This is a genomic window from Qipengyuania gelatinilytica, from assembly GCF_019711315.1.
Lineage (GTDB): Bacteria > Pseudomonadota > Alphaproteobacteria > Sphingomonadales > Sphingomonadaceae > Qipengyuania > Qipengyuania gelatinilytica.
Window position 1 is genome coordinate 1,562,141 of record NZ_CP081294.1, and the last position, 26,750, is coordinate 1,588,890.

Here is a 26,750-nt window from a genome sequence, read left to right on the forward strand (position 1 = left end):
GGTGGCGGCAGCTCGCGTCAGTCCGCGACTACCCGCCCCCGGTTGCCCGAGGTGGTGGTAGTAGTGGTCGTGGAGCCGCTGTGCGTCATGCAGGCACAGATAGCGGCGGGAGGTTAAATTCTCAACCCGCTTCCAGCTCGCGCGCGCCGGCGAGGGTGGAGAGGCGCTTGGTCGCGATCACCCCGGCGCCCTTTTCGCGCACGCTCGAAAGGAAGCGGTACTCGCTGGTTGCGCGGGTGGGCGTGAGTTCGACAGCCATGTATCCGCGCTGCGACGCATCCATCCATTGCAGTTCGGGATTGCGCTGCACCAAGGCCCCGGCGATCGCCTGCGGGGGAAGTTGCGGCAGGAAATTCTCGAATCCCGGTGAACACACGGACTGCCCGCCGAATTCGACGCCGACCGCCTCGCCCCCGTGGGCAAGGTCGAAGGCCCAGGCATTATGGGTGTCGCCTGCGAGGCTCACGAGGTTTGCATCCGCGGCGAGAGCCGCCTCGAACAGGCGACCGCGCGCGGCGGGGTAGCCATCCCATGCATCCATGTTGAGCGGCAGCTCCGCGCGGCTGGCCAGGGCGCCAGCGACAACCCGTTCGCGGACATAGGACGGGACATCGTCGGGCAGCGTATCGGTGATCGAGGTAGCCGATGCGAGCTTGCCCATCAGCACCTGCTGGACGAGCACCTGCCAGGTCTTGCCGCCCGATCCGGAGCGCGCGAGCCCTTCCGCCAGCCAGGCCTGCTGGCCGGCACCGAGCACCTCGCGGGCAGGATCGGCATAGTCGCCATCGCGGAAGGCAGTCAGCCGTGCGATCGCCTCCTCCGGCGAAGAGGTTCCGCGCAAGAGCGTGTTGTAGTCGAATTGCTGCGAGCGGGCGGACAGGCGGGTTTCGAGACGAAAGAGCGTGGCAAGGTCGCCGACCTCATAGGCCGCCCAAGGTTCGTCCGATACCGGCATCCATTCGCGATAGGCCTTCATCGCCGCGCGCTTGCGCACCGACCAGTCACCCTCTGTTTCGGGCTGGTGGTTCTGCGCGCCGTCCTTCCAGCTGTCGTTCGCGCTTTCGTGGTCGTCCCAGCCGGCGATCATCGGATAGAGCTGGTGGAGACGCTGGAGATCGCGGTCCGCGCGATAGGTTGCGTAACGAGCGCGATAATCCGCCAGCGCCACGGTTTCCGATTGCGGATCGAGCAAGGCGCGGCCCGGAAGGGTCTGTGCATCCGAGGGGTAGGTGCCTTGCGGAAATTCGTAGAAATAGTCGCCGAGGTGGAGCGCACAGTCGAACTCGTTCGCCTCGGCAGCATGGCGGTAGGCATTGAACCAGCCAAAGCCGATGTTCGAGCAGGAGAATACCGCCATGCGCCAGCTGGCGGTCGGCCCCTCGGGCAGTGTGCGCGTGCGGCCCATGTCGGACACCGAACCATCGGGCGCGGTAAAGCGGAAATAGTACCATTTGCCCGGCTCGAGACCTTCGGCCCAGGCCTTGCAGCAGAAATCATTGGCAGGCGAGGCGGTGACCTTGCCTTCTGCTACCACGCGGCGGTTCGCGTCGGCCTCCATCACCTGCCAGCCGATCTCGGTGTCTTGTGCCGCGACATAGCGCGTCCACAGGAGCGCGCGGTCCTTCCCCGGCTCGCCACTCGCAACGCCATGCGTGAAACCGGTTGCCGATGTCCGCGCGGCCAGAGGCGTCGCCACGAGACCTGCCCCGGCGGCCGCGCCCTTGAAGAGCGACCGCCTGTCCAGCGCGGGCATTCCTGGCGACTGCGGCGGTTCGGTCAAAGACATTGGGGGCGCTCTCCTCTCACTCGCCCCATGACTGCGCCCGATGTCGGCTTCGTGACAAGCAGAATTCTCGTGGGCGACAAGCACGCTGTCCACATTGGAAAGCATACTTGACATTAACGGCGAATCATGACAAACACGCTTTACATCAAGAAAAGGACGCTTGCCATGAAACAGATCCATCTCTCGCTGCTTGTCGCCGCCGCCATGATCGGCATTGCCGTACTTTCGGTCTATGAAATCGTGCCGCAGGAGGTGGCGCGATTCTCGCCCTTTCTGCTCCTCGCCCTCTTTCCCGGCGCATGGCTCGGTTCTGACCGGTCCTGCAATCTACTGAAAAAGAGCAAGGCATGAGCAGCGAGGCGAAGCGCGGCTTCACCCGCACCGTCCCCTTCTGGGCGAGCCTGGCGTTCGGCACTTTCGGGGCCGTCATGGGCCTCGCCCTGTCGGACGCCATCAATGCGGCTACCGCCCTCATACTGATGATCGTTCCGGCCGGCCTGTTCTTCCAGACCATGAGGGTCGCCAACACCGCCTCTGCCTGCAACGGACGCGGGGAGGCACAGCGCCTCTACGTCAAGCGCGTCGCGATCTTCGCTTCGACCTATCTCGTCGTCATTGCCCTGCAGGTCAGCCTGCTCGGCGGCGACGAGGCGACCGAGGCCTCGCTTGCCGCACGTGCAGCCCTGTCGGTCATGCCCGGCCTCGCCATATGCGGGATCTTCTGGGCGATCGGACGGCTGATCCTCGATGAGAAAGACGAATTCATCCGCATGCTGATCGTGCGCCAGACGCTGATCGCGACCGGTTTCGCCCTCGGCTTCGCAACCATCTGGGGCTTCCTGGAAGCAGGCGAAGTCGTGCCGCATATCCCGGCCTACTGGTTCGCGGTCGCCTTCTTCGGCGGGCAGTTCATCGGGGCTGCATCCAACCGCATCACCCATGGTTCGTGGGGTGCGCTGTGAAGAACCGCCTCAAGGTCCTGCGCGCCGAGCGCGACTGGAGCCAACAGCACCTTGCCGACCTGCTCGAAGTCAGTCGGCAGAGCGTGAATGCGATCGAGACCGGGCGCTACGATCCCTCGCTCCCGCTCGCCTTCAAGATTGCCGATGTTTTCGACATGGCGATCGAGGAAATCTTCCAGCGCGACTAAACGATCACGCGCTTGACTTAAGCGACCCTTAAACCGCATGTCGTACCCGGACGGGAATTGAATACGACATCGGGTTTGGGGGTCGCTTTTCACCATGCATTACGAAGACATGCAGGCCGACAGTGCGTTCGGCTTCGACGGCAATTGGAAAGATTTCGCGAAGATCGCATTGCCGAACCTGCTGCTGACGATTGTCACGCTGGGCATCTACCGGTTCTGGGCGACCACGCGCGAGCGCCAGTATCTCTGGTCGCACACCCGCTTCGTCGACGAACGCCTCGAATGGACCGGGAGGGGAATCGAATTGTTCGTCGGTTTCCTGCTCGTTGCCTTGATCATCGGCATTCCCTTCGGCCTGATCAGCCTGATCACGAACGGATTGATCTTTCGCGGGATGATCGAATGGGTGGGCGCGCTGACCCTCTTCCTGTTTATCGCGACCTATTACCTCACCGGCCTCGCCCGCTTTCGCGCCTTGAGGTATCGCCTATCGCGGACACGCTGGCGCGGCATCCGCGGCGGGAGCGACGACCAGGGCTTCAAATATGGCTGGTCCTATATCTGGAAGAGCTTCGTCGGGACCATGGCATTATACCTCCTGATCCCCTGGTCGATGACCAGCCTGTGGAACGAGCGGTGGAACAAGATGAGCTTCGGCCCTTACGAATTCGAAGCCTATGCCGATTCGGGCAATATCTTCGCACGCTTCCTCCTGTTCTATCTCGCACCGATCATATTGATCGTTATCACCGCAGTTCTGGCCGTGACGGGTTACGGCATCGGTGGTGCGATCGGTGACGAAGCACAGGCATTGGGCATGGAGCTCAGCTTCGTCATCGCCATGTTCGTGTGGTTCTTCGTGCTCGGCCTGATCGCCGCGGCCTTTTACGCCAAGTTCTATCGCGAAGTCGTCGAGAAGACCTTGTGGCACGACCTGCGCTTCAGCTTCGAAGCAAGCACGATGGACTGGATCAAGCTTTACCTCGGCGACTTCTTCATCGTCGTGCTGACCCTTGGCCTCGGCTTCGTGTTCCTGAACTACCGCCACTGGAAGTTCTTCATCACCCACATGGAAGCGAGCGGCGACATCCTGCTCGACGAGCTCACCCAGTCGACGGCCAAGACCGCGCGTCATGGCGAGGGCCTGCTCGACGCATTCGATATCGGGGCGATCTAGGCGATGGAACAGAGCTTTCGCACACCTGCCCAGTGGTACGATGGTCACAATGCCATCCGTCATGAAGGAGAGGCGGTTTGGGACGGCGGCGGATCGTTGCACCTGCGCAGTTTCTCCAGCGAAATGGACGTCGCGCTGGACGACCTCGAATATCGCGATCATCGCGGCGGCGAGCTCGTCTATACCAGCAAGGAAGCGCCCGACTTCCGGCTGATCGTGCCCGAAGACCTCCCGCCCGGCCTTGCTGCAAAGCTACCCGGGAAACAGGTCTACGGCGGCTGGATCGACAAGGTCGGCCTAGGCAAGGCATCGGCCGCATTCGCAGCCGTCAGCCTTGCTGCGGTGGCGCTCTTCCTGACCGCGCCCGAATGGCTCGGCCCGCGGGTTCCGGAAAGCTGGGAGCGCAACCTTGGCCAGGCCATGGTTGGCGATCTGGGCAACCGGCTATGTCACACGCCCGAAGGCGACGCCGCGCTCGCCAAGCTTCTCGATGCGGTCGATCTCGCGAGCATGCAGGTCCGTGCAGGCGTCGCCAATATGGACATGGTCAATGCCGTCGCGCTCCCCGGCGGACAGGTGCTGCTGTTCGACGGCCTGGTGCAGGATGCCGAAACGCCCGAGGAGCTGGCCGGCGTGCTCGGCCACGAGGTCGGCCATGTACGCGAGCGCCATGTGATGACAGCACTGCTGCGCCAATTCGGCCTCTCCATCCTGCTTTCGGGAGCCAATTCCGGCCTTGGCGACACGGTCTTCGGATTAGCCTCGATGAGCTATTCGCGCGACGCCGAACGCGAGGCGGACGAATTCGCCCGCAAGCGGATGGAGGAAAGCAATGTCTCGCCGCTGGGTGCAGCGCGCTTTTTCGAGCGCATCGGCGGCGATAGCGAGGCGGAAGACAATTCGCTGGTCGGCTGGGTGGCGAGCCACCCGGCTCCGCGCGAACGCGCCGACGCGTTCCGCAAGGCCGCCGAAGGCAAGACCTTCTCTCCCGTGCTGACGGCGCAGGAATTCGAAGCGCTCAAGTCGATGTGCGAGGATGATCCGGACGTCGAGGAATTCGACTTCCTCTTCTAACCCTTGCAATCGCGCGCTGCCCATCCGACAGCGTCACGCCATGAACGATATCCGGTTTCACGAAATGGCCGATGGTCGCAGGATCGCCTTCCGCCATGCCGAAGGGCGCGGGCCGACGCTCGTCTTCCTGCCCGGCTACATGTCCGACATGGACGGCGGCAAGGCGACCGCATTGTTCGACTGGGCCGCGCAAAACGGCCGCGCCTGCCTGCTGCTCGACTATTCGGGCTGCGGGCGCAGCAGCGGCGACTTCGCAGACGGCACTCTGTCGAAATGGCGGGGCGAAGTGCTCGAGCTGATCGATACGCATGTCGAAGGCGAGGTCGTTGTCGTCGGCTCATCGATGGGCGGCTGGCTGATGCTCCTGGTCGGCAAGGCCCTCGGGACGAGGCTGGCCGGGATCGTCGGCATCGCCGCCGCACCGGACTTCACCGAATGGGGATATTCGGACGCGCAGAAGGCGCAGATGGCAGGCGGCGAGACGGTCTACGAGGACAATCCCTACGGCCCCGAGCCGACGCCGACGCACGCCGGCTTCTTCGCCGACGGACAGGCCCAGCGCCTGCTTGAAGGCACGATCGCGATCGATGCGCAAGTGCGCCTCATTCACGGCCAGCGCGACAAGGACGTACCTTGGCAAATCAGCCAGCGCCTCGCCGACGCGCTACGTTCGGACGAGGTTCAAGTGACCTTCGTCAAGGACGGCGACCACCGCCTGTCGCGCCCGCAGGACATCGCCCTGCTGAAGCGAACGATCGGCGGACTGTTCGAACGCTCGGAGACCACGTGACCGCAACCCTCCTTCCCGCCTTTCTCCTGCTGATGCAGGTCGGCCCCGACCCTTCTGCAGGCAGCATGCCCGGCCTGCCCGACGAACTTGCCAACCGTCCCGAGCGGCCCGGAGCTAGCGAGCCGCAGCCCCAGACCGATACGCTGGCCACCTGCCTGCGTATCGCATCCTCCGATCCGCAGGCGGCGCTGGACCGCGCACAGGCTTGGCGCGAGGAGGCACAGACCGATCTCGAATTCGCGCAATCGGCGCATTGCCTCGGCCTTGCACTGGTGCAGCAAGGCCGGCTCGACGAAGCCCGCCGCGCGTTCGAGATCGCCAGCGGCGAGGCTCCAGCCGATAACCTCTCCTATTCCGCACGACTGGCTGCGATGGCCGGTAATGCCGCGCTTGCATCGGGCGATCCCGAAGCCGCGCTGCCGCTGCTCGATCGCGCGGGCGGGCAGGCTCTAGCGGCCAATGACGGGGCGCTGGCCGCCGATCTGCGGGTCGATCTTGCCCGTGTCCTCGTCAGGCTGGACCGCGAGGAAGATGCCGCGCTGGCGCTAGCCGAGGCGCGCGAGGCCGATGGCGACGATCCCGAGGCCTGGCTGCTGTCCGCCACGCTATCGCGCAGGCTGGAACGCCTTGGCGAGGCGCAGGCGCAGATCGAACGCGCGGCGCTGCTCAACCCCCGCAATCCGCAGGTAGGCCTTGAAGCGGGCGTAATCGCCGCCATGTCGGGCCGTGAAGCAGACGCACGCGCAAGCTTCCAGTCGGTGATCGACGTCGCGCCCGGCAGCCGTGAGGCCGAACGCGCCCAGCGTTACCTCGACCAGCTTGCGCCAGAAGAGGACAGCTTTCCCGAATGACCGCCTACTCGATCCTCGATCTCGTTCCCGTCCGCGAAGGTGGGACGCTGGGCGAGGCATTCGAGGCGGCGAGAGACCTCGCACGCGCCGCCGAAGAGGCAGGCTGCAAGCGATACTGGGTGGCCGAACATCATGCGATGGAGGGCATCGCGGGCGGCGCGACATCGGTCGTGCTCGCCCATGTCGGCAATGCCACCAGCACCATCCGCATAGGGTCGGGCGGCATCATGCTTCCCAACCACACGCCGTTCCAGATTGCCGAGCAGTTCGGCACGCTCGATGCGCTCTTCCCCGGACGGGTCGACCTCGGCCTCGGCCGCGCTCCGGGAGCGGGGCCCGAATTGCAACGCGCCTTGCGCAAGGACCTGCACCGGGCAGCGGAAATGTTCCCGCAGGATGTCGTCGAGCTGATGGCGCTCATGGCCGGTGACGGCGAGATACACCCGACACCGGGACGCGGGGCAAAGCCCGAATTCTGGATGCTGGGGTCGAGCCTGTTCGGCGCGCAGCTCGCCGCGCGGCTCGGCATTCCCTATGCCTTTGCCAGCCATTTCGCTCCTGACCATCTCGACAGCGCGCTCGAGGTCTATCGCCGCGATTTCCGCCATCGCGAAGTGGGCCAGAAACCGCATGTGATGGCCGCGATGAACCTTTTTTGCGCCGATACGGAGGAAGAGGCGCAAACCCTCGCAACCTCGCAGATGCAGGCCTTCGTCGCCCTGCGCACCGGCAAGCCCTCCAGGCTCAAGCCGCCTGTCGAAGGATATCGCGACCAGTTGCCCGCTCCGGCACAGGCCATGCTCGCCCATATCGGGCAGGCCAGCGCCGTCGGCACGCCGGAGCAATGTGCCGAGGCAGTGCGTGCCTTTGTCCAGCGGACGCGGGCGGACGAGATCATCTTCGCCGGGCCGACCTTCGATCCGCAGGCGCGGATTTCTTCGCTGCAAAAGGCGATGCGCGCTTTGGCCTCCTGACGCTACGGAAAGTACGCCGTGCATAGGATTGCAAAAATGCGCGCGAGTTGCCTTGAAGTGGTCCGACAACAGGCCTAATCGCCCTCCAGACCGTCGCATTTGACGACTCGGAAATTTCCCGGCGCCGCACATATCGTGCGCCGCAAGCGAGAGGCCCCCGATGGGTTCCAAGACCGCCACTACCCCCGCCGCCCAAGCAAAAGCACTCGCGCAGCACATGCGCGATTCGATGTTGCCGGGGGACACGCCCTTCGATCCCGCACGCCTCAAGGACGCCGCGGCATTCGTCGCCGAAGCCGCGCAGCAGCGCAAGTATGGCGAAGTGGCGATGGCACTGGAATCGGTCACCGAAGGCCACCGCTACACCCGCATCGCGATCATCAACGACGACATGCCGTTCCTCGTCGATTCCACCGCGAGCACGATAGCCGCGCTCGGCATCTCGATCGACCGCCTCGTCCACCCCGTCGTGCCGGTCGAACGCGCCGAGGATTGTTCGCTGACCAGCATCCGCGAAGGCGAGCCTGAAGACGCCTATTGGGAATCGATGATCTATCTCGAGACGGCGCGCGTCGATGCCAAGCAGCGCCGCCTGCTCGAAGAGAATCTCGAAAAGACGCTGGCCGACGTTCGTGCCGCGGTGGCGGACTGGCCCCAGCTGCAGGAACAGATGCAGCAGGACGCTGCCTCGGTCGATGACGATGAAGGCAAGGCGCTGCTGGAATGGCTCGATTCCGGCATGCTGACCCAGCTCGGCCATGTTGTTCGCATGCGTGACGGCGAACAGACCGGCGCGCTGGGCATCTGCCGCGCGGGCGAACCCGAACTGCTGGTCGATGCAAGCTTCGAGCGCGCGTTCAAGTGGTTCGAAGGCAAGGGCGAAAAGCGCAATCCGCTGATCATCAAGGCCAACCACCTCTCGCGCGTGCATCGCCATGTCCCGCTCGACCTGTTCATCGTGCCCCGGCGCGAAGGCAAGAAGCTGGTCGCCCTGTCGGTCCATGCCGGTGTCTGGACGAGCGCCGCGCTCGCCGCTCCGCCGCGCGCGGTGCCTGTCCTGCGCGAACGGCTCGACCGTATTCGCGACAAGCTGAATTTCGACGAGGGCGGCCATGCCGGCAAGGCGCTCGTCCACGCCATGACCGCGCTGCCGCACGACCTGCTGATCGGTTTCAGCGAGGAAGATTGCGAGCGCGTGGCGACCACCATGATGGGCCTCGTCGACCGTCCGCGCCCGCGCCTCGCGCTGGTCGAGGCGCCGCTTGCCCGCCACCTCTTCGCCTTCGTCTGGCTGCCGCGCGACATGCTGGCAACGCAGGTCCGCCTGCAGATCAAGGCCCTGCTCGAAGACAATGCCGCCGCCCGCCTGCTCGACTGGAGCCTCGAAGTCGAGGGCGGCAATCTTGCCATGCTGCGCTTCGTCCTCGACATTCGCGATGGCGCAAAGGCGCCCGATGAAAAGGCGCTCGAACAGCAGCTGCAAACCCTGCTTCGCGGTTGGAGCGAAGCGGTCGAGAACGAGCTTCTCGAGATGGTCGAAACCGGTCGCGCCGCTGCGCTGACCCTGCGTTTCGCAGAGCATTTCCCGACCTTCTACCGCGCCCGTTTCGGCCCGCGCGAAGCAGCAGAAGATATCTCCCGCCTGCGCGCACTGGGAATCCATGCCGACGACGACGAGGATGGCGATGCGCCTCATCGCGGTGCGCGCCTCTACCTGTGCGAGCGTGAGGAAGAGGCATGCCTGCGCCTCAAGCTCTACCAGTCCGAAGGCAGCCTGCCGCTGTCGGACGCGGTGCCCGTGCTCGAGAATTTCGGTTTCCACGTACAGGCCGAAACGCCGACCGTGCTCAATGACGGCAAGTTCGGCACGATTCACGATTTCGCGCTGCAGATGGCGCCCGGCGTCAAGGCGGAAGACCTTGTCGCGCGCGCCGAGGAAATCGAGGAGGCGGTTGCCGCCGTGCTCAACGGCCATGCGGAGAACGACGTGTTCAACCGCCTCGTCGCCGATGCCGGGCTCGATGCCGACGAAGCGAACTGGCTGCGCGCTTTCTATCGCTACCTGCGCCAGGCAGGGATGGGCTTCACTATCTACACCGTGGTCGACGCGCTGGCGAAGAACCCGGACATCACCCGCGCGCTCATGGCGCTGTTCAAGGCGCGGCACGATCCCGACTTCAAGGGCAACCGCGAAGAGGCGACTGCCGAAGCGCAGACCTCGATCAGGCGCGGCCTCGCCAAGGTCAAGGCGATCAACGACGACCGTCTCCTGCGGCTCTACAACTCGCTGATCGACGCGATCCTGCGCACCAATTCATTTGCCCCTGCTGCAAACGAAGCGCTCGCATTCAAGATCGACAGCTCGCTGGTCCCGAACCTGCCCAAGCCGATCCCCTGGCGCGAGATCTTCGTCTATTCGCGCCGCGTCGAGGGTATCCACCTGCGTGCAGGTCCGGTTGCGCGTGGCGGCCTGCGCTGGTCCGACCGGCGCGACGACTTCCGCACCGAAATTCTCGGCCTGATGAAAGCGCAGCGCGTGAAGAACGCGGTCATCGTGCCGACCGGCGCGAAGGGCGGCTTCTATCCCAAGCAGCTGCCCGATCCCGCGCTCGACCGTGACGGCTGGGCCGCTGAAGGCCAGGCCAGCTACGAGGTCTTCATCCGCACGCTGCTGTCGGTCACCGACAACATCGTCGACGACAAGGTTGTGCACCCCGAAGGCGTGGTCATCACCGATGGCGAAGACCCCTATTTCGTGGTCGCCGCCGACAAGGGCACCGCGCGCTTCTCCGACATTGCCAATGCGATTGCCGAGAACCGCGACTTCTGGCTCGACGATGCCTTCGCCTCCGGCGGCTCGAAGGGTTACGACCACAAGGCCATGGGCATCACCGCCAAGGGCGCATGGGTATCGGTCCAGCGACACTTCCTCGAAATGGGGATCGACGTGCAGACCGATACCATCCGCGTCGCCGGCTGCGGCGACATGTCGGGCGACGTGTTCGGCAATGGCATGCTGCTGTCGAAGGCGATCCAGCTGGTCGCCGCATTCGACCATCGCCACATCTTCCTCGATCCCGATCCCGATCCGGCGAAGAGCTGGAAGGAACGCAAGCGCATGTTCGACCTGCCGCGTTCGAGCTGGGAAGATTACAATCCCAAGCTCATCTCGCGCGGTGGCGGCGTCTTCCCGCGCGATGCCAAGTCGATCAAGCTGTCGAAAGCCGTGCAGTCGATGCTCGGCCTCGAGGTCAAGGAAATCGAGCCCGAAGCCCTCATCTCCGCCATTCTCAAGGCGCAGGTCGACCTGATCTGGTTCGGCGGCATCGGAACCTACATCAAGGCCTCGAGCGAGAACAACGTCCAGGTCGGCGACCCTGCCAACGATCCGCTGCGCGTCGATGCAAAGGACCTGCGCGCCCGCGTGATCGGCGAAGGTGCGAACCTTGGCACGACGCAGGCCGGCCGCATCGAGTTCTCGCTCAATGGCGGACGCTGCAACACCGACTTCATCGACAATTCGGCAGGCGTCGACTGCTCGGATAACGAGGTGAACATCAAGATCGCGCTCGCCGCTGCCAAGCGGGCGGACAAGCTGACCGAACCCAGGCGCGTCAAGCTGCTCGAAGCGATGACCGACGAGGTCAGCGCGCTGGTCCTCGAAGACAACCGCCTGCAGGCGCTTGCCCTGTCGATCGCCGAGATCGGCGGTGCGCGCTCGATGGCCCCGCAGCTGCACCTGATCGAAACGCTCGAGGCGGGCGGCAATCTCGACCGCCGCACCGAAGGGCTTGCCGACAACCAGACGCTGCAGCGTCGCGCCGCCGACGGGATCGGCCTCACGCGACCCGAACTGGCCGTGCTGCTGTCGTCGGCCAAGCTGGTGCTGCAGGACGCGATCGAACACAGCGACCTGCCCGACGATCCGATCCTCGAGGACCTGCTGCTGCGCAGCTTCCCCGAGCCGATGCGCAAGAAGTTCAAGACGCAGATCGAAAACCATCGCCTGCGCCGCGAGATCATCGCGACCAAGCTTGCCAACGCCATGGTCAACCGCCTCGGCATGATCCACCCGTTCGAGCTCGCCGAAGAAGAAGGCGTCGAACTGTGCCAGGTGGCTGCAGCCTTCGTGGCAGTGGCACACCTGTTCGATGTCCGCAGCCTCTGGGCCGATCTCGACACGGCAAAGATGGACGAAAGCGCGCGCCTGCTGATGTTCGACAGGCTGGCTGCCGCAACGGCGAACCTTATATCCGATGTGCTCCGCACCAGCGCCGGTTCGGTCAATCCGAGCGCGCTGGTGGAAGAGCTCGGCAAGAACGTCACTGTGCTCATCAACTGCTCGGACGAATTGCTCGGCCGCGAACTGAAGAGCCAGTCGGCTGCCCAGAAGGACGTCTTCACCAGTGCCGGCGCGCCCGACGCGATCGCCACGCGCGTGACCCACATGTTCGATCTCGACGGATCGATCGGCCTGGCCCGCCTCGCCGCGGATACGGACATCGACCCCAAGCTGGTGACCCGCGGCTTTACCGCCATCGGTGCACGCATGGGCATCGACTGGGCGCAAAGCACGGCAGCGAAGATGAATTCCTCCGATGTGTGGGAACGCCTGCTGGTCTCCAACCTTGCCCGAGATTTCCAGCAGATGCGGCTCGAACTGCTGCGTCGCCTCTCGCGCCGCAAGGACGCCAAGGAAGACATGCCGCAGGTCGTGGCCAACTGGGCGGAAGACCAGTCGGTCGCGATTACCCAGTTCCGCACCATGGTCGATCGCGCGCAGTCCGAAACGCCGGTCGCGGCGGCAATGCTGGCCCAGATCGCGAGCATGGCGCGCAACCTGCTCGCCCGGTAATCTGGCTCTCTTTGCTTGACCGCGCGGGCGTTTGACGCCAGCCCTTTGCGCCATGGAGCATTATGACGTCGTCATCGTGGGGTCGGGACACGGCGGCGCGCAGGCTGCGATAGCCTTGCGCCAGGCAGGCCATGAGGATTCGATCCTGATGGTCAGCCGCGACCGCAACCCGCCGTACGAGCGCCCGCCGCTGTCGAAGGAATATCTCGCCGGCGACAAGCCCTTCGAGAAGATCCTGATCCGCCCCGAGCAATTCTGGGCGGATCGCAACGTGACCCTTCGGCGGGGCGCCAACGTCAACGAAGTCGATCCGGCACGCCATGTCCTGCATTTGTCGGACGAAACCAGCGTCACCTATCGCAAGCTCATCTGGGCAGGTGGGGGCGATGCCCGTCGCCTGGGTTGCCCGGGTGCGGAACTGGCCGGCATCCACACGATCCGCACGCGCCGCGATACCGATGCGCTCAAGGGCGAACTCGAGGCAGGGGCGCGCCGCGCCGTGGTGATCGGTGCAGGTTACATCGGCCTCGAGGCAGCCGCCGTGCTGCGCAAGTTGGATTGCGACGTCACCGTTGTCGAGATGCAGGACCGCGTGCTGGCACGGGTCGCAGGACCGGAAATTTCCGAGTTCTACGCCGCAGAGCACCGCTCCCATGGCGTCGACCTGAGGCTCGAAACCGGTGTCGAGCGGATCGAAGGCGACGGAGAAAAGGTGACCGGCGTCACGCTGTCGACCGGAGAGACCGTGGCCTGCGACATCCTCATCGTCGGTATCGGCATCGTTCCGGCCGTCGGACCGCTGATCGCAGCAGGCGCAGCGGGCAGCAACGGTGTGGACGTCGACACCTTCTGCCGCACCTCGCTCGACGATATCTTCGCTATCGGCGACTGCGCGGCGCATCCCAATCCCTATGCCGGCAATGCGGTCATCCGTCTCGAATCGGTCCAGAACGCCAATGACATGGCAACCGTCGCTGCCAAGGCGATCATGGGCGACAAGCAGGATTACGACGCAGTGCCGTGGTTCTGGTCGAACCAGTACGACCTGCGCCTCCAGACGGTGGGCATTGCCAATGGCTATGACGCGACTGTGCTGCGCGGCGATCCAGCGGAGCGTAAGTTCAGCCTGGTCTACCTGAAAGAAGGCGTGGTCATCGCGCTCGACTGCGTGAACAACACCCGCGACTATGCGCAGGGGCGCAAGCTTGTGATGGGCCGGGCCGAGGTCGATCCGGACCTGCTCGCCGACACCGAGACCGCGCTCAAGGAGATGGGCTGAGCCGCCCGGCCGCCCAGTCGGCCGCTTCTGCCACGACCGCGTCGGGATCGCTCCTGAGCGCTTCGACCTGCGCCAGTAGCGAAGCGTCGCCGCTATTGCCGGCGGCGTAGAGGCAATTGCGCACAAAACGATCGCGCCCGACCCGCTTGATCGGCGAACCGGAGAAGAACTGCCGGAAACCGGCATCGTCGAATTCGAGGAAACGCGAAAGCGCGGGCGCGGCGAGTTCTTCGCGCGGGGCCAGCTTCATGTGGCGATGCGCCGTGTCGGCAAATTTGTTCCACGGACAAACGGCAAGGCAGTCGTCGCAGCCATAGATGCGGTTGCCCAGCGCCTCGCGGAATTCCTCGGGGATTGGTCCCTTGTGCTCGATCGTGAGGTAGGAAATGCAGCGCCGCGCATCGAGCTTGTAAGGCTGCGGGAAAGCGTCGGTCGGGCAGGCATCCTGACAGGCGCGGCACGACCCGCACATGTCGCGATGCGGCGCATCGGGGGCGAATTCCAGCGTCGAATAGATCGCTCCGAGGAACAGCCATGAACCGTGATCGCGGCTGACCAGATTGGTGTGCTTGCCCTGCCAGCCGATGCCCGCCGCCTGCCCCAGGGGCTTTTCCATCACCGGAGCGGTATCGACGAAAACCTTGAGTTCGCTATCCGGCTCGCGAGCGATCAGCCAGCGCGCCAGCGCCTTGAGCGCCTTCTTCACGACATCGTGATAGTCGCGCCCATGCGCATAGACCGAGACACGCGCCTTGTCGGGGTGATCCTCCAGCGCCAGCGGATCGACATCGGGCGCGTAGCTCATGCCGAGCGCGATCACGCTCTTCGCCTCGGGCCACAGGCCTTGCGGACTGGCGCGCTCGACCTTGCGGCTTTCCATCCACTCCATCGAACCGTGCCGCCCTTCGGCAAGCCACTGCTGGAACCGCTCCGAGCGCAGCACGTCTTCACCGGCAGGCGCAAAGCCGCAGGCGGAGAAGCCGAGCGCTTTCGCCTCCTCCCTCAGGGCCTGCTGCAGGTCATCGGGTGATGCGGCCTTAACCAAACTTGCTGTTGCTCCCGTTCACTTCGCGCGCCTATGCCTTAGGTCCATGTTGACCAAGACAGGTGCGATGTCGCGAAATCCCGCAGAACACAACCGCCAGCTCGCCATCGAGGCGCGCGGGCTGGTCAAGCGCTTCGACGACACGCTTGCCGTCGACGGGGTCGACATCTCCGTTCCCGAAGGCGCGATCTACGGCATTCTCGGCCCCAATGGTGCCGGCAAGACCACGACGCTGCGGATGTTGCTGGGCATCATCGACCCCGACGAGGGTGTGCGCCGCGTTTTCGGGCATGACCGCCCGCACGAGATCGCCAAATGGATCGGTTACCTGCCCGAAGAGCGCGGACTCTATCCAGCCATGAAATGCGACGAGGCCATCGCCTTCATGGGTTCGCTGCGCGGCCTGCCGCTCGACGAAGGGCGCAAGCGCGGGCGCGAGCTGATGGAGAACCACGGCCTCGGCCATGCGATCGACCGGCAGATCCGCCAGCTATCCAAGGGCATGGCGCAAACGGTCCAGCTTCTCGGAACGCTGGTGCACAAACCCAGGCTCGTGGTGCTCGACGAACCCTTCAGCGGGCTCGACGCGATCAACCAGGGCAAGCTCGAAGTCCTGATCCGTGATCTTGCAAAGCAGGGGACCACGGTTATCTTCTCGACCCATGTGATCCATCATGCCGAACGGCTGTGCAACGATGTCGCCATCATTGCCGGGGGCCGCGTGCCCTATGCCGGCTCGGTCGACGCGGCGCGTGACCGCATTCCGGCCCAGGTCCGGCTCGAAACCCGCAACGAGACTGGCGAATGGCGCTCCGCCCTGCCCGACGATGCGCGGCACGACACCAAGACGGGCGGCGGCCATTTCTGGTATTTCCCGATTCCCGACAGCGGGATCGAGGCGCTGCTCAAGCGCCTGATCGATGGCGAGGCGGGCATTCTCTCGCTCTCGATCGAACGCGCGGGTCTCCACGATGCCTTCGTCGAGATTGCCGGCGAGGCAGCCGCACGGGCACTCGAGGAAGGTGCAGCGGAGGCAGGCCAATGAATACGTCCGGCGAAGCTTCGCGTCTTTCGCTGCTGCAGGCGGCATGGGTCGTCGCGCGGCGCGACTTCAAGGCGATCCTGTTCAGCCGTGCCTTCTTCATCTTCCTGCTGGGCCCGCTGTTTCCCTTCATCGTCGCCAGCCTCGCAAGCGGTGTCGGCGGTCAGGTGCAGCGCGAAGTATCGGTCAATTCGATCGCGATGGTCATGTCCGAAGAGGACAGCGCGGCCATGCTCGCGGCACGAGAACGCGCGCTCGGCACCATGGAAGGCTTGCCCGAACTGGTCGTCCTCACCCCCGAGGAAGGCGAGGAAGCCGAGGAGGTCCTGCGCAGGACGAACCACGCGGTCCTGCTGAGCGGCGATCTCGAAAACCCCGTCCTTACCGGCCCGCATATCCAGATTCACGTTTTCGACGGGGCCGTCTCGCTGATGGCCGCCATGGCGAACGGAAGCGCACCGACATCCTTCCCGCAGATCGAGGAGCGTCCGCTTGCCGATACCGCAGCCGCCGCGCGTTCCGACCGCATCCGCACGGCACAGGCGGGCCAACTGCTGCTGTTCCTGCTGATGATGCTGCTGGCAGGCATGGTGCTATCGAACCTGGTCGAGGAAAAGGCCAACAAGGTGATCGAGGTGCTGGCCGCGGCTATCCCGATGGACGCAGTGTTCTTCGGCAAGCTCTTCGCCATGCTCGGCGTCAGCTTCGTGGGCATCGCGGTCTGGGGAAGCTTCGGCGGGGCGCTGTTCCTGCTCGCCGGGGAAGCCCTGCCCGACATTCCCGATCCCGCGCTCGGCTGGCCGCTCTTCGCAGCTCTCGGGGTCGCCTATTTCGCCATGGGGTACCTGCTCCTGGGATCGCTGTTCCTCACGATCGGCAGCATGGCGACCACCGTGCGCGAAGTGCAGACGCTGTCCATGCCGGTCACCATGGCGCAGCTGGTGGTGTTCTTCCTTGCCGCCTACGCCATGACCTCACCCGGAACGCCGCTGGAGATCTTCGCCGCGGTCTTCCCGCTGTCTTCGCCCTTCGCCATGCTGGCACGGGCGGCGCAGTCTCCCGACATATGGCCGCACATCCTTGCGCTCGGCTGGCAGGCGCTGTGGGTGGCGCTGTTCATCAAGGGCGGGGCCACGCTGTTCCGTCGCCGGGTCATGAAATCGGGCAAGGGCGCAGGCGGTCGCAGGGGCTTTTTCGGCCTCTTCAAGCGCAAGCAAGGCGCATAGGTCTCCCGCCTGGCACCGTCGCATCGTTGCAATGCGTCGTGATTCCATTGCGATAGGTTCGCTTTTGAAACGCACTATTGACACGCCTGTCAGTTAAGGCAGGATGCGTGCGAGAGGAGAATCCCATGGCTACCATCGCTCCCGCGCGGCCAGAATGCCGCACCTCGCCGACGGCTTACGAAGCGCTCACGAAGCATTTCGCCGAACATCCCGAGGAACGTCTGAACCACACGCACAAGTGGGACGTCAGCCGCAGCGATATCTACGCCGAAAACACCTGGCAGCCGATCTTCCGCGAAATGCGCGAGGCCGGCCCGCTCCATTACATCCCCGAGAGCCCCTTCGGTCCCTATTGGGCTGTGGTCGGGCACAAGGCGATCCAGCATATCGAGGCGCTGCCCGAGACCTTCTCCTCCAGCTGGGAGCATGGCGGGATCACCATCCTCAATCGGCTTACCGAGGAAGAGCTTGCCGAAAGCAATGTCGGCGATCGCCGCGAGCTACCGATGTTTATCGCGATGGACCGCCCGCAGCACACCGGCCAGCGGCGCACCGTTGCGCCCAAATTCACCCCCTCAGGCATGGCCGAGATGGAAGGCGAAATCCGCCAGCGCACGGGCGAGCTGCTCGATTCGCTTCCGCGCGGTGAGGTGTTCGACTGGGTGGACAAGGTCTCGATCGAGCTCACCACCGGCATGCTTGCCATCCTCTTCGGCTTCCCCTGGGAAGACCGCCGCCTGCTGACCTTCTGGTCCGACTGGTCGGGCGATACCGAGCTTGCCACCGTCCGTTCGCTCGACGAGATGCGCTGGGGCTTCCTCCACGAGATGGCGGCCTATTTCCAGTCGCTCTGGGTGGAACGCACCCACGACAAGGAACCGGGCGACGACCTCATTTCGATGATGATCCACTCCGAGGCGATGAACCAGATGCGCCCGGAAGAATTCATGGGCAATCTCGTGCTGCTGATCGTGGGCGGCAACGACACGACCCGCAATTCGATGAGCGGGATCATCTACCAGCTCGACAAGAACCCCGACCAGCGCAAGCTGTTCGAACAGCAGCCCGAGCTCATCCCCAATGCGGTGCAGGAAATACTGCGCATGCAGACCCCGCTCGCGCATATGCGCCGCACCTGCACCGAAGATACCGAGGTCTTCGGGCAGACAATCAAGAAGGGCGACAAGGTCGTGCTCTGGTACCTGTCGGCCAACCGCGACGAAGACGTGTTCGAGAATCCCGACAAGCTCGATATCGAGCGCGAGAATGCCCGGCGCCACATTGCTTTTGGCTATGGCATCCATCGCTGCGTCGGTGCGCGCCTGGCCGAATTGCAGCTGCGCGTCCTGCTCGAAGAAATGCACAAGCGCCGCATGCGCGTGCATCTTGCAGGCGATGTGGAGCGCGTGCGGGCGAACTTCGTCCACGGCTTCCGCAAGCTGGAAGTCGAGGTGACCGAATTCTGATGTAACTTTCGCGCGTTCCGGGCGTATTCATGGGCAGGAGCCTATGAGAAGACCCATGCACGATACTCTCAAGAACCGGCGCGCCTTTCTCGGACTGCTGGGCACAAGCGTGGCTGCAACCACGCTTGCCGCCTGCGGATCGAGCGCGGCGCAGGCGAAGGAATTCCCGATCTCCCTGAGCGAGGCGCAGTGGCGCAAGAAGCTCACGAAGAGCGAGTTCTATATCCTGCGCGAGGCGGGCACCGAACGCCCGTACTCCTCGCCGCTCAATGACGAGAAGCGCGCGGGCACCTTCACCTGCGCTGGTTGCGGCAACGAGCTGTATTCCTCGAAGACGAAATACGATTCTCGAACCGGCTGGCCCAGCTTCTGGAAGGCCCTCCCCGGTGGGGTCGGCACCAGCACCGATTACAAGATCGGCTATCCGCGCACAGAAGTGCACTGCGCCGATTGCGGCGGGCACCTGGGACATATCTTCAACGATGGACCCAGGCCGACCGGCAAGCGCCATTGCATCAACGGCGTGGCGATGGACTTCGTGCCGGCTTAATCGACTACGCGGTAGACGAGGAATTCCTCCGGTCCGCCCAGGTCCACGGGCTCGAGCCATTCGGGCGGATTACCTGCAACCAGATCGGCACCGAGTCCGTCCGGCGCCAGCGCAGTAAACATCGAAGTCTCGACCAGATCGCTGCACAGCGCGACATAGTCCGCGCCGCGTGATGCGATGATCGGCCGCGCCTCGTCTGCCGGTTTGGTGAAACCGTTGATGACGTCCGCCATTGCCTCGTTCGCGCGGTGATGCCCTGTCGCCACCACCCCGTGATGGCTTTCGAGAAGGATCGAGGGCCCGATATCGAGCGTCGCGAAGACGGTCCCCTTCGGAAGCTTGCCAAGCAGGCCCGCCTGCTCGCGGATGACGCAACGCGCCTCGTCCACGCTGCGGGCGGGCTTTCCTTCGACCTGCGTATCGGGTGCAAGGTTCTGCCACAGCGTGACCGGGGTCATCGGGACCAGCAGCATGATGAGGATCAGGACCGAAGCGATGCGCGCCGCGATCGCCTTCTCCATCCGCACGCGCTCGAGCAGGCGGGTCGCCAGCCAGCCAAGCGGGATCGCGGCGATGATTGATGCAAGGGCAAGCGAACGGGCAACCAGAAGAGCCAGCACGATCGAGGCGAGCAGCAGCGCAAGATATTCGGTCCACCAGACGCGCATCCAGCCCATGGACTGCGCGCGGATCGCAATGGTCGCGCCCACGGCTGCGGTCATCTGGATCAGCGCAGGGACCACGACCGCCGCAGCCTGGACCCAGAAGGGCTGGCCTTCGAGAACGCGGCGATACCAGAAGGCATCGACCGCCGGATCGAGCGCGGCAAAGGGCGTCCGCAGGCAATCGGGCGAGGACAGCGCATAGGTCGCGAGTGCAGCCGCCCCGACCAGCGAGAACAGCAGGACCAGGCCGAAACCGCGCAGCTTGGTCGTCTTGGCGATAACCCACGTTCCGAGCGCGGCGACGAGAAAGAAGCCGAGATGCGCGGGCGAGATGGAATCGCAATATTGCGTCCAGGCCGATGGACCGCGGGTCGCGAGATAGAACAGCAGCAAGCCGCCCGACAGCGCCTGCATATAGGCCACCAGCCAGCCGCGCTGTGCGTGGTCGAGCCACCAGCGCACGAACAGGATGCCGCCGAATGCGCCTGCCATGGGAAGGATTTCGAGCGAGATCGACAGGCCGAACGCCATGGCGATCCCTGCCAGCCAGCCACCTTTGCGTGCATCGCGCCAGCTGATCGCCCACAGCGCCACCGCTACGCTGAAGATCTGCCAGCCATGATGGTCGATCCGCATGGGGCGGAATTGGAACAGCAGCGCAGGCAGGAAGCCGCAGGCGAGCACGGCGAATATCGCAACGCGGGTGCCGAGGAGGCGCCATGCGAGGCGGCCGATGACGGCAGCGGCAAGACCGAAGGTGATGATCGGCAGCGCGATCAGCGCCACCAGCTCGGCATTCGCCTGCCCCACGAGCGGGGTGAAGAGTATGATGACGGCGGCAAGCGGCATGTCGACCAGCCGCGACCAGTGCATCGCCGTGCCTGCGGGTGGATCGATGCGATATTGCATCGGATCGAACCATGCCTGTCCTGCCAGCAGGTCGCGGACCTGCACGAGGCGCAGCACGTCATCGGGATCGGGAAACTGGCCCTTCAACAGCGAGGGCAGGCCCGTCAGGAACAGGATCGCGCTGACCGCAAGCCAAGCAAGAATGATCTGTCCGAGGGGAAATTCCCCGAGGCGCGCACGCCGGTCGTAAGCCATGTCAGGCGTTAGAGCGGAAGACCACGCGGCTGCGCAAGAGCCAGGTCGCCGCAAAGCTGACGACAATCGCAGCCAGCTTGGAGAGGCGCGGATCGATACCGGCAATCTCGCCCAGACCCACGATCGCCGTGGTCAGGGCAAGACCGACGAGAGCGGAGCCTACGAACAGCGCCTTCTGGCGGGTGCGTTCGGGACCGCGCGCGGCGACGGTGTCGTTGAAGACGGCACGGCTGGAAATCAGCCAGTGGGTCAGGATGCCGGCCGAATAGGCAGCCGCCGACCCGAGTGCCGCGGGAACCGCGAAGGCGAGGAGGGCGAGGAAGAGGCCCATGTCCACCGCCAGCGCCGCAACGCTGGCCAAACCATAGCGCAGGAGGCGTATGCGCTGCAGCCTGGAGATCACTTCACTCATGCCCCGTTCCCCCTCGTACGTCCGGCCTCAAGCGGCCTCGCGATCCTTGCCATCGACCTTGGTCGGAACATCGCGGACCGAATTGAGCGCGGCGGCCTGGTCTTCGGTCAGCTGGCGGTTGGGCAGCGTGCTTTCCGCACCCTCGTCACCGGCTTCGTGATATTCGGCGTCCTCGTTGACGCACCAGGTGTCGTAAACGCGCTCGCCGGCGATGATGTTCTCCACCGTCAGCATGGCGGTCATCATGGCGTGGTCCTGGTTGTTGTAGCGGTGCATGCCGTTGCGGCCCACGAGGTGCAGCGTCGGGTGCTTTTTCTCCAGCTCGATGCGCATGGCATCGACATTGGCGGCATAGTCCTCGTCATAGACCGGATAGGCCTTTTCCTGCCGGACCACGGCGCCCGACTTGACCTTCTTGCGGTCGACGAGGCCCAGGATTTCCATTTCCTCGGTGGCGAGCTTGACGAGGTCGTCGTCTTCCATCGACCAGAGGCCATCGCCCTCGAAGCAGAAGTATTCGAGACCGACGCAAGCCATGTCCTCGTCCGGGATCATTTCCGGCGACCAGCTGCGGAAGTTCTGCACGCGGCCGACCTTCACCTTGCTGTCATGGATGTAGATCCAGTTGTCGGGGAAGAGATCCTCGCCCTCGACCATCAGGGCGACGGTCAGGAAGTCGCGATACTTGAGATCGTTCGCCTGCAGCGTCGATTGCGGCAGCGGGTGGAGGCGCTTGGACAGTTCGCGCATCGGCGCGCTGCTGATCGCATGGTCCGCTTCGATGACGATGTCGCCATCGGGGCCTTCGGCGCTCATGCGCCAGCTGCCGTCGGTATTGGCCGAAAGCTGCTTCAGGCCATGACCCATGATGATGTGGCCGTTGCCCGAGGCAATGATCTTGTCGCGCGCGGCATCCCACATCATGCCCGGGCCGAGGCGCGGGTAGCGGAAGGTTTCGAGCAGCGTCTTGGTTGCCATGCCGTCATTCGGCTTCTTGTTGAGGCCGAGGCTGCGCTTGAGGCCGTCGACGACAGCGCTCCAGAGCGAAAGGCCCTTGATACGCTGGGCGGCCCAGTCGGCGCTCATTTCGTTGCAGGGCATGCCCCACACCTTCTCGGTGTAGGTCTTGAAGAAGATCGAATAGAGCTTCTGGCCGAACTGGTTCGTGGTCCAGTCCTCGAAGCTCTTCACGTCCTTCTTGGGGAAGAGCTTGTACTGGAGGTAGCTCGCCATGCAGACGGTCGAGCGCAGGATGCCGAGGTTCCACAGCGCTTCGAAGGCGCGCAGCGGGTAGCTGTAGAACTTGCCCTCGTAATAGATGCGGCTCATGCGCGGGCGCTGGATGAAATCGTCCTCGCCCAGGATCTCGTTCCACAGGTCGACGACCTGCTGCGACTTCGAGAAGAAGCGGTGGCCGCCGATATCGAAGCGGTAGCCTTCATGTTCGACCGTACGGCTGATGCCGCCGACGTAGGTGTCGTCTTTCTCGATGATCGCGACAGTCTTGCCCTGCTTGGTCAGCAGGTAGCCTGCAGTGAGCCCGGCAGGACCCGCTCCGATGATTGCAACGTCGACTTTGAGCGGATTGTTGGTCGTACCCATGAATACCCCCGATTTGTTGTCGAACCGGAAGTGAAGGATATTGGTTAAAAGGTACTTAATGCCTTACGCAAAAACCGCGTCAGATGGGCTGGTCCCGCAGCATGGCAGGGCACTGGACCGCGGCGGCGAGCATCGCGAATTCCCTCAGCGAGAGCGTGTTGTCGAACACCAGGCCAAATTCTGCATCACGGCGCCAGCGCACGGTGGCACGTGTTTCGGACAGACCTTCCCCGGTTACGATAAGTCGCTGGTCGATCGCGAAAGCCGCGTCGCATTCGACGCGCGCGCCCTGTTGCGACAGGTTGACGGTCGTTGCCTCGGCCTTGCCCGACAGCGTCGAGATCGTCAGCGGAATCGCCAGGTTGAGGCGAAGCTGGCGCTTGGGGAAGTTCCAGGTCTCGTGGATCAGCTTTTCCACCTCGACGGGCTTCTCGAACCGATAGCTCGCCTCGAACCCTTCGCGGCGGACCTCGGTGATCTCGTAACTCTCGCCGTTCTGGAGCTCGAGCGCGAGATTGGTATCGTCGGGAAGTGCGTGGAAGCTGCGGAAGGAGATGCCGGTCGCCGACACGTCCCTGATGACGCAGAGGAACTCGCCCTGCCCGCACACGATCTTCGCAGCCCGGATCAGCGAGGTGTAACGCGGCGCCGAGCGCTGCTCGACCGCATCGGCTTCGTTCCTGTCATCCGCGTTCAGCGCAGCGGAATAATCCATCGTATTTCGTCCCCCAAGATCGGTCACGGACGCATTGTCCGCTCGCGATGGTCTTGGCCCAAGTGTCCCTTCGGTTTCGTCTATTATCGGCCTACGGGTTAATACGAATATAAGATGCCCGTCCCGGCACGGCAGGAGAGCAGGCGGGGCCTGCGACGACTATTGGGGAGAGGGCCTGGTGCGGGTGGTGGGACTCGAACCCACACGTCCAAGGGACAGGGGATTTTAAGTCCCCGGCGTCTACCATTCCGCCACACCCGCCTGATCGGCAGGGAGCGTGCCTAGTCACTGATTGGATTGGCTGCAATCGCTCAAACGGAGCTCAGGCGCGATTACTTCTCGTTCAGGCGCTCGCGGATTTCCTTGCCCGGCTTGAAATAGGGCACGCGTTTTGCGGGCACGTCGACCATATCGCCGGTGCGCGGATTGCGGCCCTTGCGGGCTTCGCGTTCACGGGTGGAGAAAGCACCGAAGCCGCGCAATTCGACGCGACCGCCCTCGGACAGACGCTGGGCGATTTCCTCGAAGAAGATGTCTACGACCTGCTCCACCTCTTCGGCGCGCAGTTCGGGATTGTCTTCAGCAATCGCCGTGAGAAGTTCGGATCGGATCATCTACGCTCTCCTGACTAACGCCTGCGCGGTAGTCAAATACCTTTTATGCGACCCTTACGGGCGTAATCGAGACGACCCCTTGAATGGATTTTGTGGCAGAAAACGTGGATTTCTGCAAGCTGTCAGTTACTTGCCGGAAAGCGGCGCCATTCAGGCGTCGGCGAGCAGTTCGGAAGGGGCGATTCCAAGCCGGTCCATCCGGGTGCGGATCTCGGGCCACTCTTCCTTCAGGAAAGCCTCGCGCTCCCGCTCGCGCAGCGTGGCCGAGGCGCCCTTCGCCACATACATGCCGACACCGCGCTGCACTTCGACAAGGCCGTCGTTCTGGAACTGCTGGTACGCCTTGGCGACGGTCAGCGGATTGGCGCCCTGCTCTGCCGCCAGTGCGCGTACCGAGGGGAGCATCTCGCCTTCCCGGTACTGTCCGTCGATGATCGCCGCCGCGATCATGTCGCGCAGCTTGAGATAGACGGGCTTGGACTGGTTGCTCATGGCGAATCCCCGGTTGTCGTATAGTGCATCAGTGCCATAATACAGCGCGGCGCGCAAGGTTCCCGACATTCTCGTGACAGTTGGTCTCGCCTGTAACTAATGCTTCACATTGCGCGCCAGAGCGCTAGGGTGCGCGCTTCTTCGGGGAGGGGTCGCGCACGAAGCCGGCCTTTCGACAAAACAAGGGATACCGGATTCGATGGTAGAAGGCGTCTTCTTCACATTCGACTCAGCGTTCGAAATGTGGACTTTCAGGGTTGCCGTGGTCGCACTGGCAGCATTTCTCATCGGCGGCGTGGTGCTGATCACCCGCCCGCAGGAAGAGGTTATCGGGCACCCCAAGGGCCTGTTCCTCCTGTTCATGGCCGAAATGTGGGAGCGTTTCTCCTACTACGGCATGCGCGCCCTCCTGATTTTCTACCTCATCCAGCACTGGATGTTCGCGGAAGAAAAGGCCTACGTGATCTACGGCGCCTATACCGCGCTCGTATACATTGCGCCGGTTGTGGGCGGCTATCTCGCCGACCAGTATATCGGCCAGCGCAAGGCGGTCCTTTTCGGTGCGGTCCTGCTGACCTTCGGCCACTTCTTCATGGCATTCGAAGGGTCGGGCGGACAGGCAGATCCGATGATCAACGTCTTCTGGCTCGCTCTCGCCCTCATCATCGTGGGCTCGGGCTTCCTTAAGGCCAACATCTCGGTCATCGTCGGCCAGCTCTATCCGCGCACCGACGTGCGCCGCGATCCGGCCTATACCATCTTCTACATGGGCATTAACGTCGGTGCGGCGACCGCATCGATCATCTGCGGCTATCTCGGCCAGACCTATGGCTGGCAGTACGGCTTCGGTCTCGCCGGCATCGGCATGCTTATCGGCCTGATCTTCTTCGTCATCGGCAAGCCGCTGCTGCTCGGCCAAGGCGAACCCAAGGACCCGGCCAAGATCAAGGGCGGCAAGGAATACGCCATCTACGGCGCAGGCCTCGCCATGGTCGCACTGTGCTGGGCGGCAATCCAGTACCAGGAACTCGTCGGTACCGTCCTCGGCGTGTTCGGCGGTGGACTCGTCGCCTACGTCCTGTTCACTGCAGTGACCAAGCTCGCACCCGAAGAGCGTGACCGCATCTTTGCAGCCATGTTCCTCATCCTGACCTCGATCGTCTTCTGGGCACTGTTCGAGCAGGCAGGTTCGTCGCTCAACGTGTTCACCGATCGCCATGTCGATACGCAGGGCGTGAACGCATCGATGTTCCAGTCGATCAACGCAATCTACATCGTTCTTCTCGCACCGCTCTTCGCGATGCTGTGGCAGGGGCTGGCGCGTAAAGGCGCCGAACCCAGCACGCCGATGAAGTTCGGTCTCGCCGTGATCCAGGTGGGTCTCGGCTTCCTCGTCCTCGTCTGGGGCGCGGAAAGCGTGGGCATCAACGTGCCGACGCCGGTCATCTTCATCTTCCTCATCTACCTGCTGCACACCACCGGCGAGCTCTGCCTTTCGCCTGTCGGCCTTTCGGCGATGAACCGCCTGAGCCCGGCTCACATGGCCTCGCTCATCATGGGTACCTGGTTCTTCGCCTCGGCCACCGGTAACTTCGCAGCCGGCCTGATCGCTGCTGCAACCGGCGGCGAAGGTGTCGGCGAAGAAGCCGGCAAGCAGGTCGTGCTCGACGTCTACTCGACCGTCGGCTGGTACGCGATTGCCATCGGTGTCGGCGTCATGGTCGTCAGCCCGCTGATCAAGCGCCTGATGCACCTCGACACGATCAAGGACGATGCGCTCGAAGGTCAGGCGGAAGCCGGTCTCGAGGCGCAGGAAGCGGGCGTCCACCCGACTTCGCGCAGCTGATAGCGGGCGGGGGATCGTCCGACGGGCGAAATCCC

At 63.9% G+C, this 26,750-nt stretch carries 23 protein-coding genes and 1 tRNA gene; 15 read left to right on the plus strand and 9 right to left on the minus strand.

Annotation, left to right across the window (positions count from 1 at the left end; all coding sequences use genetic code 11):
- Positions 1-121 precede the first annotated feature (121 nt).
- The gene (locus K3136_RS07780) at positions 122-1,786 is read right to left on the minus strand and encodes an alkaline phosphatase D family protein (RefSeq protein WP_221429780.1); all 1,665 of its coding nucleotides are present in this window, start codon (positions 1,784-1,786) and stop codon (positions 122-124) included.
- Positions 1,787-1,912: 126 nt separating this feature from the next.
- Between K3136_RS07780 and K3136_RS07785 the strand changes: the two genes are divergently transcribed.
- The 10 genes from K3136_RS07785 to K3136_RS07830 all read left to right on the plus strand — a co-directional run bounded on the left by K3136_RS07785 (position 1,913) and on the right by K3136_RS07830 (position 13,936).
- Entirely contained in the window at positions 1,913-2,137 is a 225-nt protein-coding gene (locus K3136_RS07785; protein WP_221429781.1) for a hypothetical protein, read from the plus strand.
- Entirely contained in the window at positions 2,134-2,748 is a 615-nt protein-coding gene (locus K3136_RS07790) for a hypothetical protein (RefSeq protein WP_221429782.1), read from the plus strand. The genes K3136_RS07785 and K3136_RS07790 overlap by 4 nt, the downstream gene beginning before the upstream one ends.
- On the plus strand, positions 2,745-2,936 hold the full coding sequence (locus tag K3136_RS07795; protein ID WP_221429783.1) for a helix-turn-helix transcriptional regulator: 192 nt from the start codon (positions 2,745-2,747) through the stop codon (positions 2,934-2,936). Before K3136_RS07790 ends, K3136_RS07795 begins: the two co-directional genes overlap by 4 nt.
- A 94-nt stretch (positions 2,937-3,030) precedes the next feature.
- Positions 3,031-4,113 carry a YjgN family protein gene (locus tag K3136_RS07800; RefSeq protein WP_221429784.1) on the plus strand — a complete coding sequence of 361 codons (1,083 nt, stop codon included), beginning with the start codon at positions 3,031-3,033 and terminating at the stop codon, positions 4,111-4,113.
- Between the two features lie 3 nt (positions 4,114-4,116).
- On the plus strand, positions 4,117-5,187 hold the full coding sequence (locus K3136_RS07805) for a M48 family metallopeptidase (RefSeq protein WP_221429785.1): 1,071 nt from the start codon (positions 4,117-4,119) through the stop codon (positions 5,185-5,187).
- A gap of 40 nt (positions 5,188-5,227) precedes the next feature.
- The gene (locus K3136_RS07810; protein ID WP_221429786.1) at positions 5,228-5,977 is read left to right on the plus strand and encodes an alpha/beta hydrolase; all 750 of its coding nucleotides are present in this window, start codon (positions 5,228-5,230) and stop codon (positions 5,975-5,977) included.
- Positions 5,974-6,828, plus strand: coding sequence for a tetratricopeptide repeat protein (locus K3136_RS07815; protein ID WP_221429787.1), 855 nt, complete (start codon positions 5,974-5,976; stop codon positions 6,826-6,828). The genes K3136_RS07810 and K3136_RS07815 overlap by 4 nt, the downstream gene beginning before the upstream one ends.
- The gene (locus K3136_RS07820; protein WP_221429788.1) at positions 6,825-7,802 is read left to right on the plus strand and encodes an LLM class flavin-dependent oxidoreductase; all 978 of its coding nucleotides are present in this window, start codon (positions 6,825-6,827) and stop codon (positions 7,800-7,802) included. The genes K3136_RS07815 and K3136_RS07820 overlap by 4 nt, the downstream gene beginning before the upstream one ends.
- A 160-nt stretch (positions 7,803-7,962) precedes the next feature.
- The gene (locus K3136_RS07825) at positions 7,963-12,657 is read left to right on the plus strand and encodes an NAD-glutamate dehydrogenase (protein ID WP_221429789.1); all 4,695 of its coding nucleotides are present in this window, start codon (positions 7,963-7,965) and stop codon (positions 12,655-12,657) included.
- Between the two features lie 52 nt (positions 12,658-12,709).
- A complete protein-coding gene (locus K3136_RS07830; RefSeq protein WP_221429790.1) occupies positions 12,710-13,936 on the plus strand; it encodes an NAD(P)/FAD-dependent oxidoreductase in 1,227 nt (408 codons plus the stop codon).
- Here the strand turns inward: K3136_RS07830 and queG are convergent.
- A complete protein-coding gene (queG, locus tag K3136_RS07835; protein WP_221429791.1) occupies positions 13,920-14,981 on the minus strand; it encodes a tRNA epoxyqueuosine(34) reductase QueG in 1,062 nt (353 codons plus the stop codon). The genes K3136_RS07830 and queG overlap by 17 nt on opposite strands.
- Before the next feature lie 46 nt (positions 14,982-15,027).
- On the opposite strand from queG, the gene K3136_RS07840 reads away from it, so the two are divergent.
- From K3136_RS07840 to msrB, 4 genes are all read left to right on the plus strand, one after another.
- Entirely contained in the window at positions 15,028-16,026 is a 999-nt protein-coding gene (locus K3136_RS07840) for an ABC transporter ATP-binding protein (RefSeq protein ID WP_247711309.1), read from the plus strand.
- Entirely contained in the window at positions 16,023-17,249 is a 1,227-nt protein-coding gene (locus K3136_RS07845; protein WP_221429792.1) for an ABC transporter permease, read from the plus strand. Before K3136_RS07840 ends, K3136_RS07845 begins: the two co-directional genes overlap by 4 nt.
- 125 nt (positions 17,250-17,374) lie before the next feature.
- Complete coding sequence (locus K3136_RS07850) at positions 17,375-18,715, plus strand: cytochrome P450 (RefSeq protein WP_221429793.1); 1,341 nt, start codon at positions 17,375-17,377, stop codon at positions 18,713-18,715.
- 55 nt (positions 18,716-18,770) lie between these two features.
- A complete protein-coding gene (gene msrB, locus K3136_RS07855; RefSeq protein ID WP_221429794.1) occupies positions 18,771-19,265 on the plus strand; it encodes a peptide-methionine (R)-S-oxide reductase MsrB in 495 nt (164 codons plus the stop codon).
- Here msrB and K3136_RS07860 read toward each other — a convergent pair.
- From K3136_RS07860 to K3136_RS07890, 7 genes are all read right to left on the minus strand, one after another.
- Entirely contained in the window at positions 19,262-21,034 is a 1,773-nt protein-coding gene (locus K3136_RS07860; RefSeq protein WP_221429795.1) for a hypothetical protein, read from the minus strand. The genes msrB and K3136_RS07860 overlap by 4 nt on opposite strands.
- A gap of 1 nt (position 21,035) precedes the next feature.
- On the minus strand, positions 21,036-21,446 hold the full coding sequence (locus K3136_RS07865; protein WP_221429796.1) for a GtrA family protein: 411 nt from the start codon (positions 21,444-21,446) through the stop codon (positions 21,036-21,038).
- Between the two features lie 27 nt (positions 21,447-21,473).
- Positions 21,474-23,048 (minus strand): NAD(P)/FAD-dependent oxidoreductase, encoded by a 1,575-nt coding sequence (locus K3136_RS07870; protein WP_221429797.1) that lies wholly within the window; start codon positions 23,046-23,048, stop codon positions 21,474-21,476.
- A gap of 79 nt (positions 23,049-23,127) precedes the next feature.
- On the minus strand, positions 23,128-23,763 hold the full coding sequence (locus tag K3136_RS07875; RefSeq protein ID WP_221429798.1) for a PilZ domain-containing protein: 636 nt from the start codon (positions 23,761-23,763) through the stop codon (positions 23,128-23,130).
- Positions 23,764-23,939: 176 nt separating this feature from the next.
- Positions 23,940-24,024 (minus strand) — tRNA-Leu (locus tag K3136_RS07880).
- Positions 24,025-24,095: 71 nt separating this feature from the next.
- On the minus strand, positions 24,096-24,377 hold the full coding sequence (locus tag K3136_RS07885; RefSeq protein ID WP_221429799.1) for an integration host factor subunit beta: 282 nt from the start codon (positions 24,375-24,377) through the stop codon (positions 24,096-24,098).
- 150 nt (positions 24,378-24,527) lie between these two features.
- Entirely contained in the window at positions 24,528-24,869 is a 342-nt protein-coding gene (locus tag K3136_RS07890) for a GntR family transcriptional regulator (protein WP_221429800.1), read from the minus strand.
- 199 nt (positions 24,870-25,068) lie between these two features.
- On the opposite strand from K3136_RS07890, the gene K3136_RS07895 reads away from it, so the two are divergent.
- The gene (locus tag K3136_RS07895) at positions 25,069-26,715 is read left to right on the plus strand and encodes a peptide MFS transporter (RefSeq protein WP_221429801.1); all 1,647 of its coding nucleotides are present in this window, start codon (positions 25,069-25,071) and stop codon (positions 26,713-26,715) included.
- The last annotated feature ends 35 nt before the right edge of the window (positions 26,716-26,750 follow it).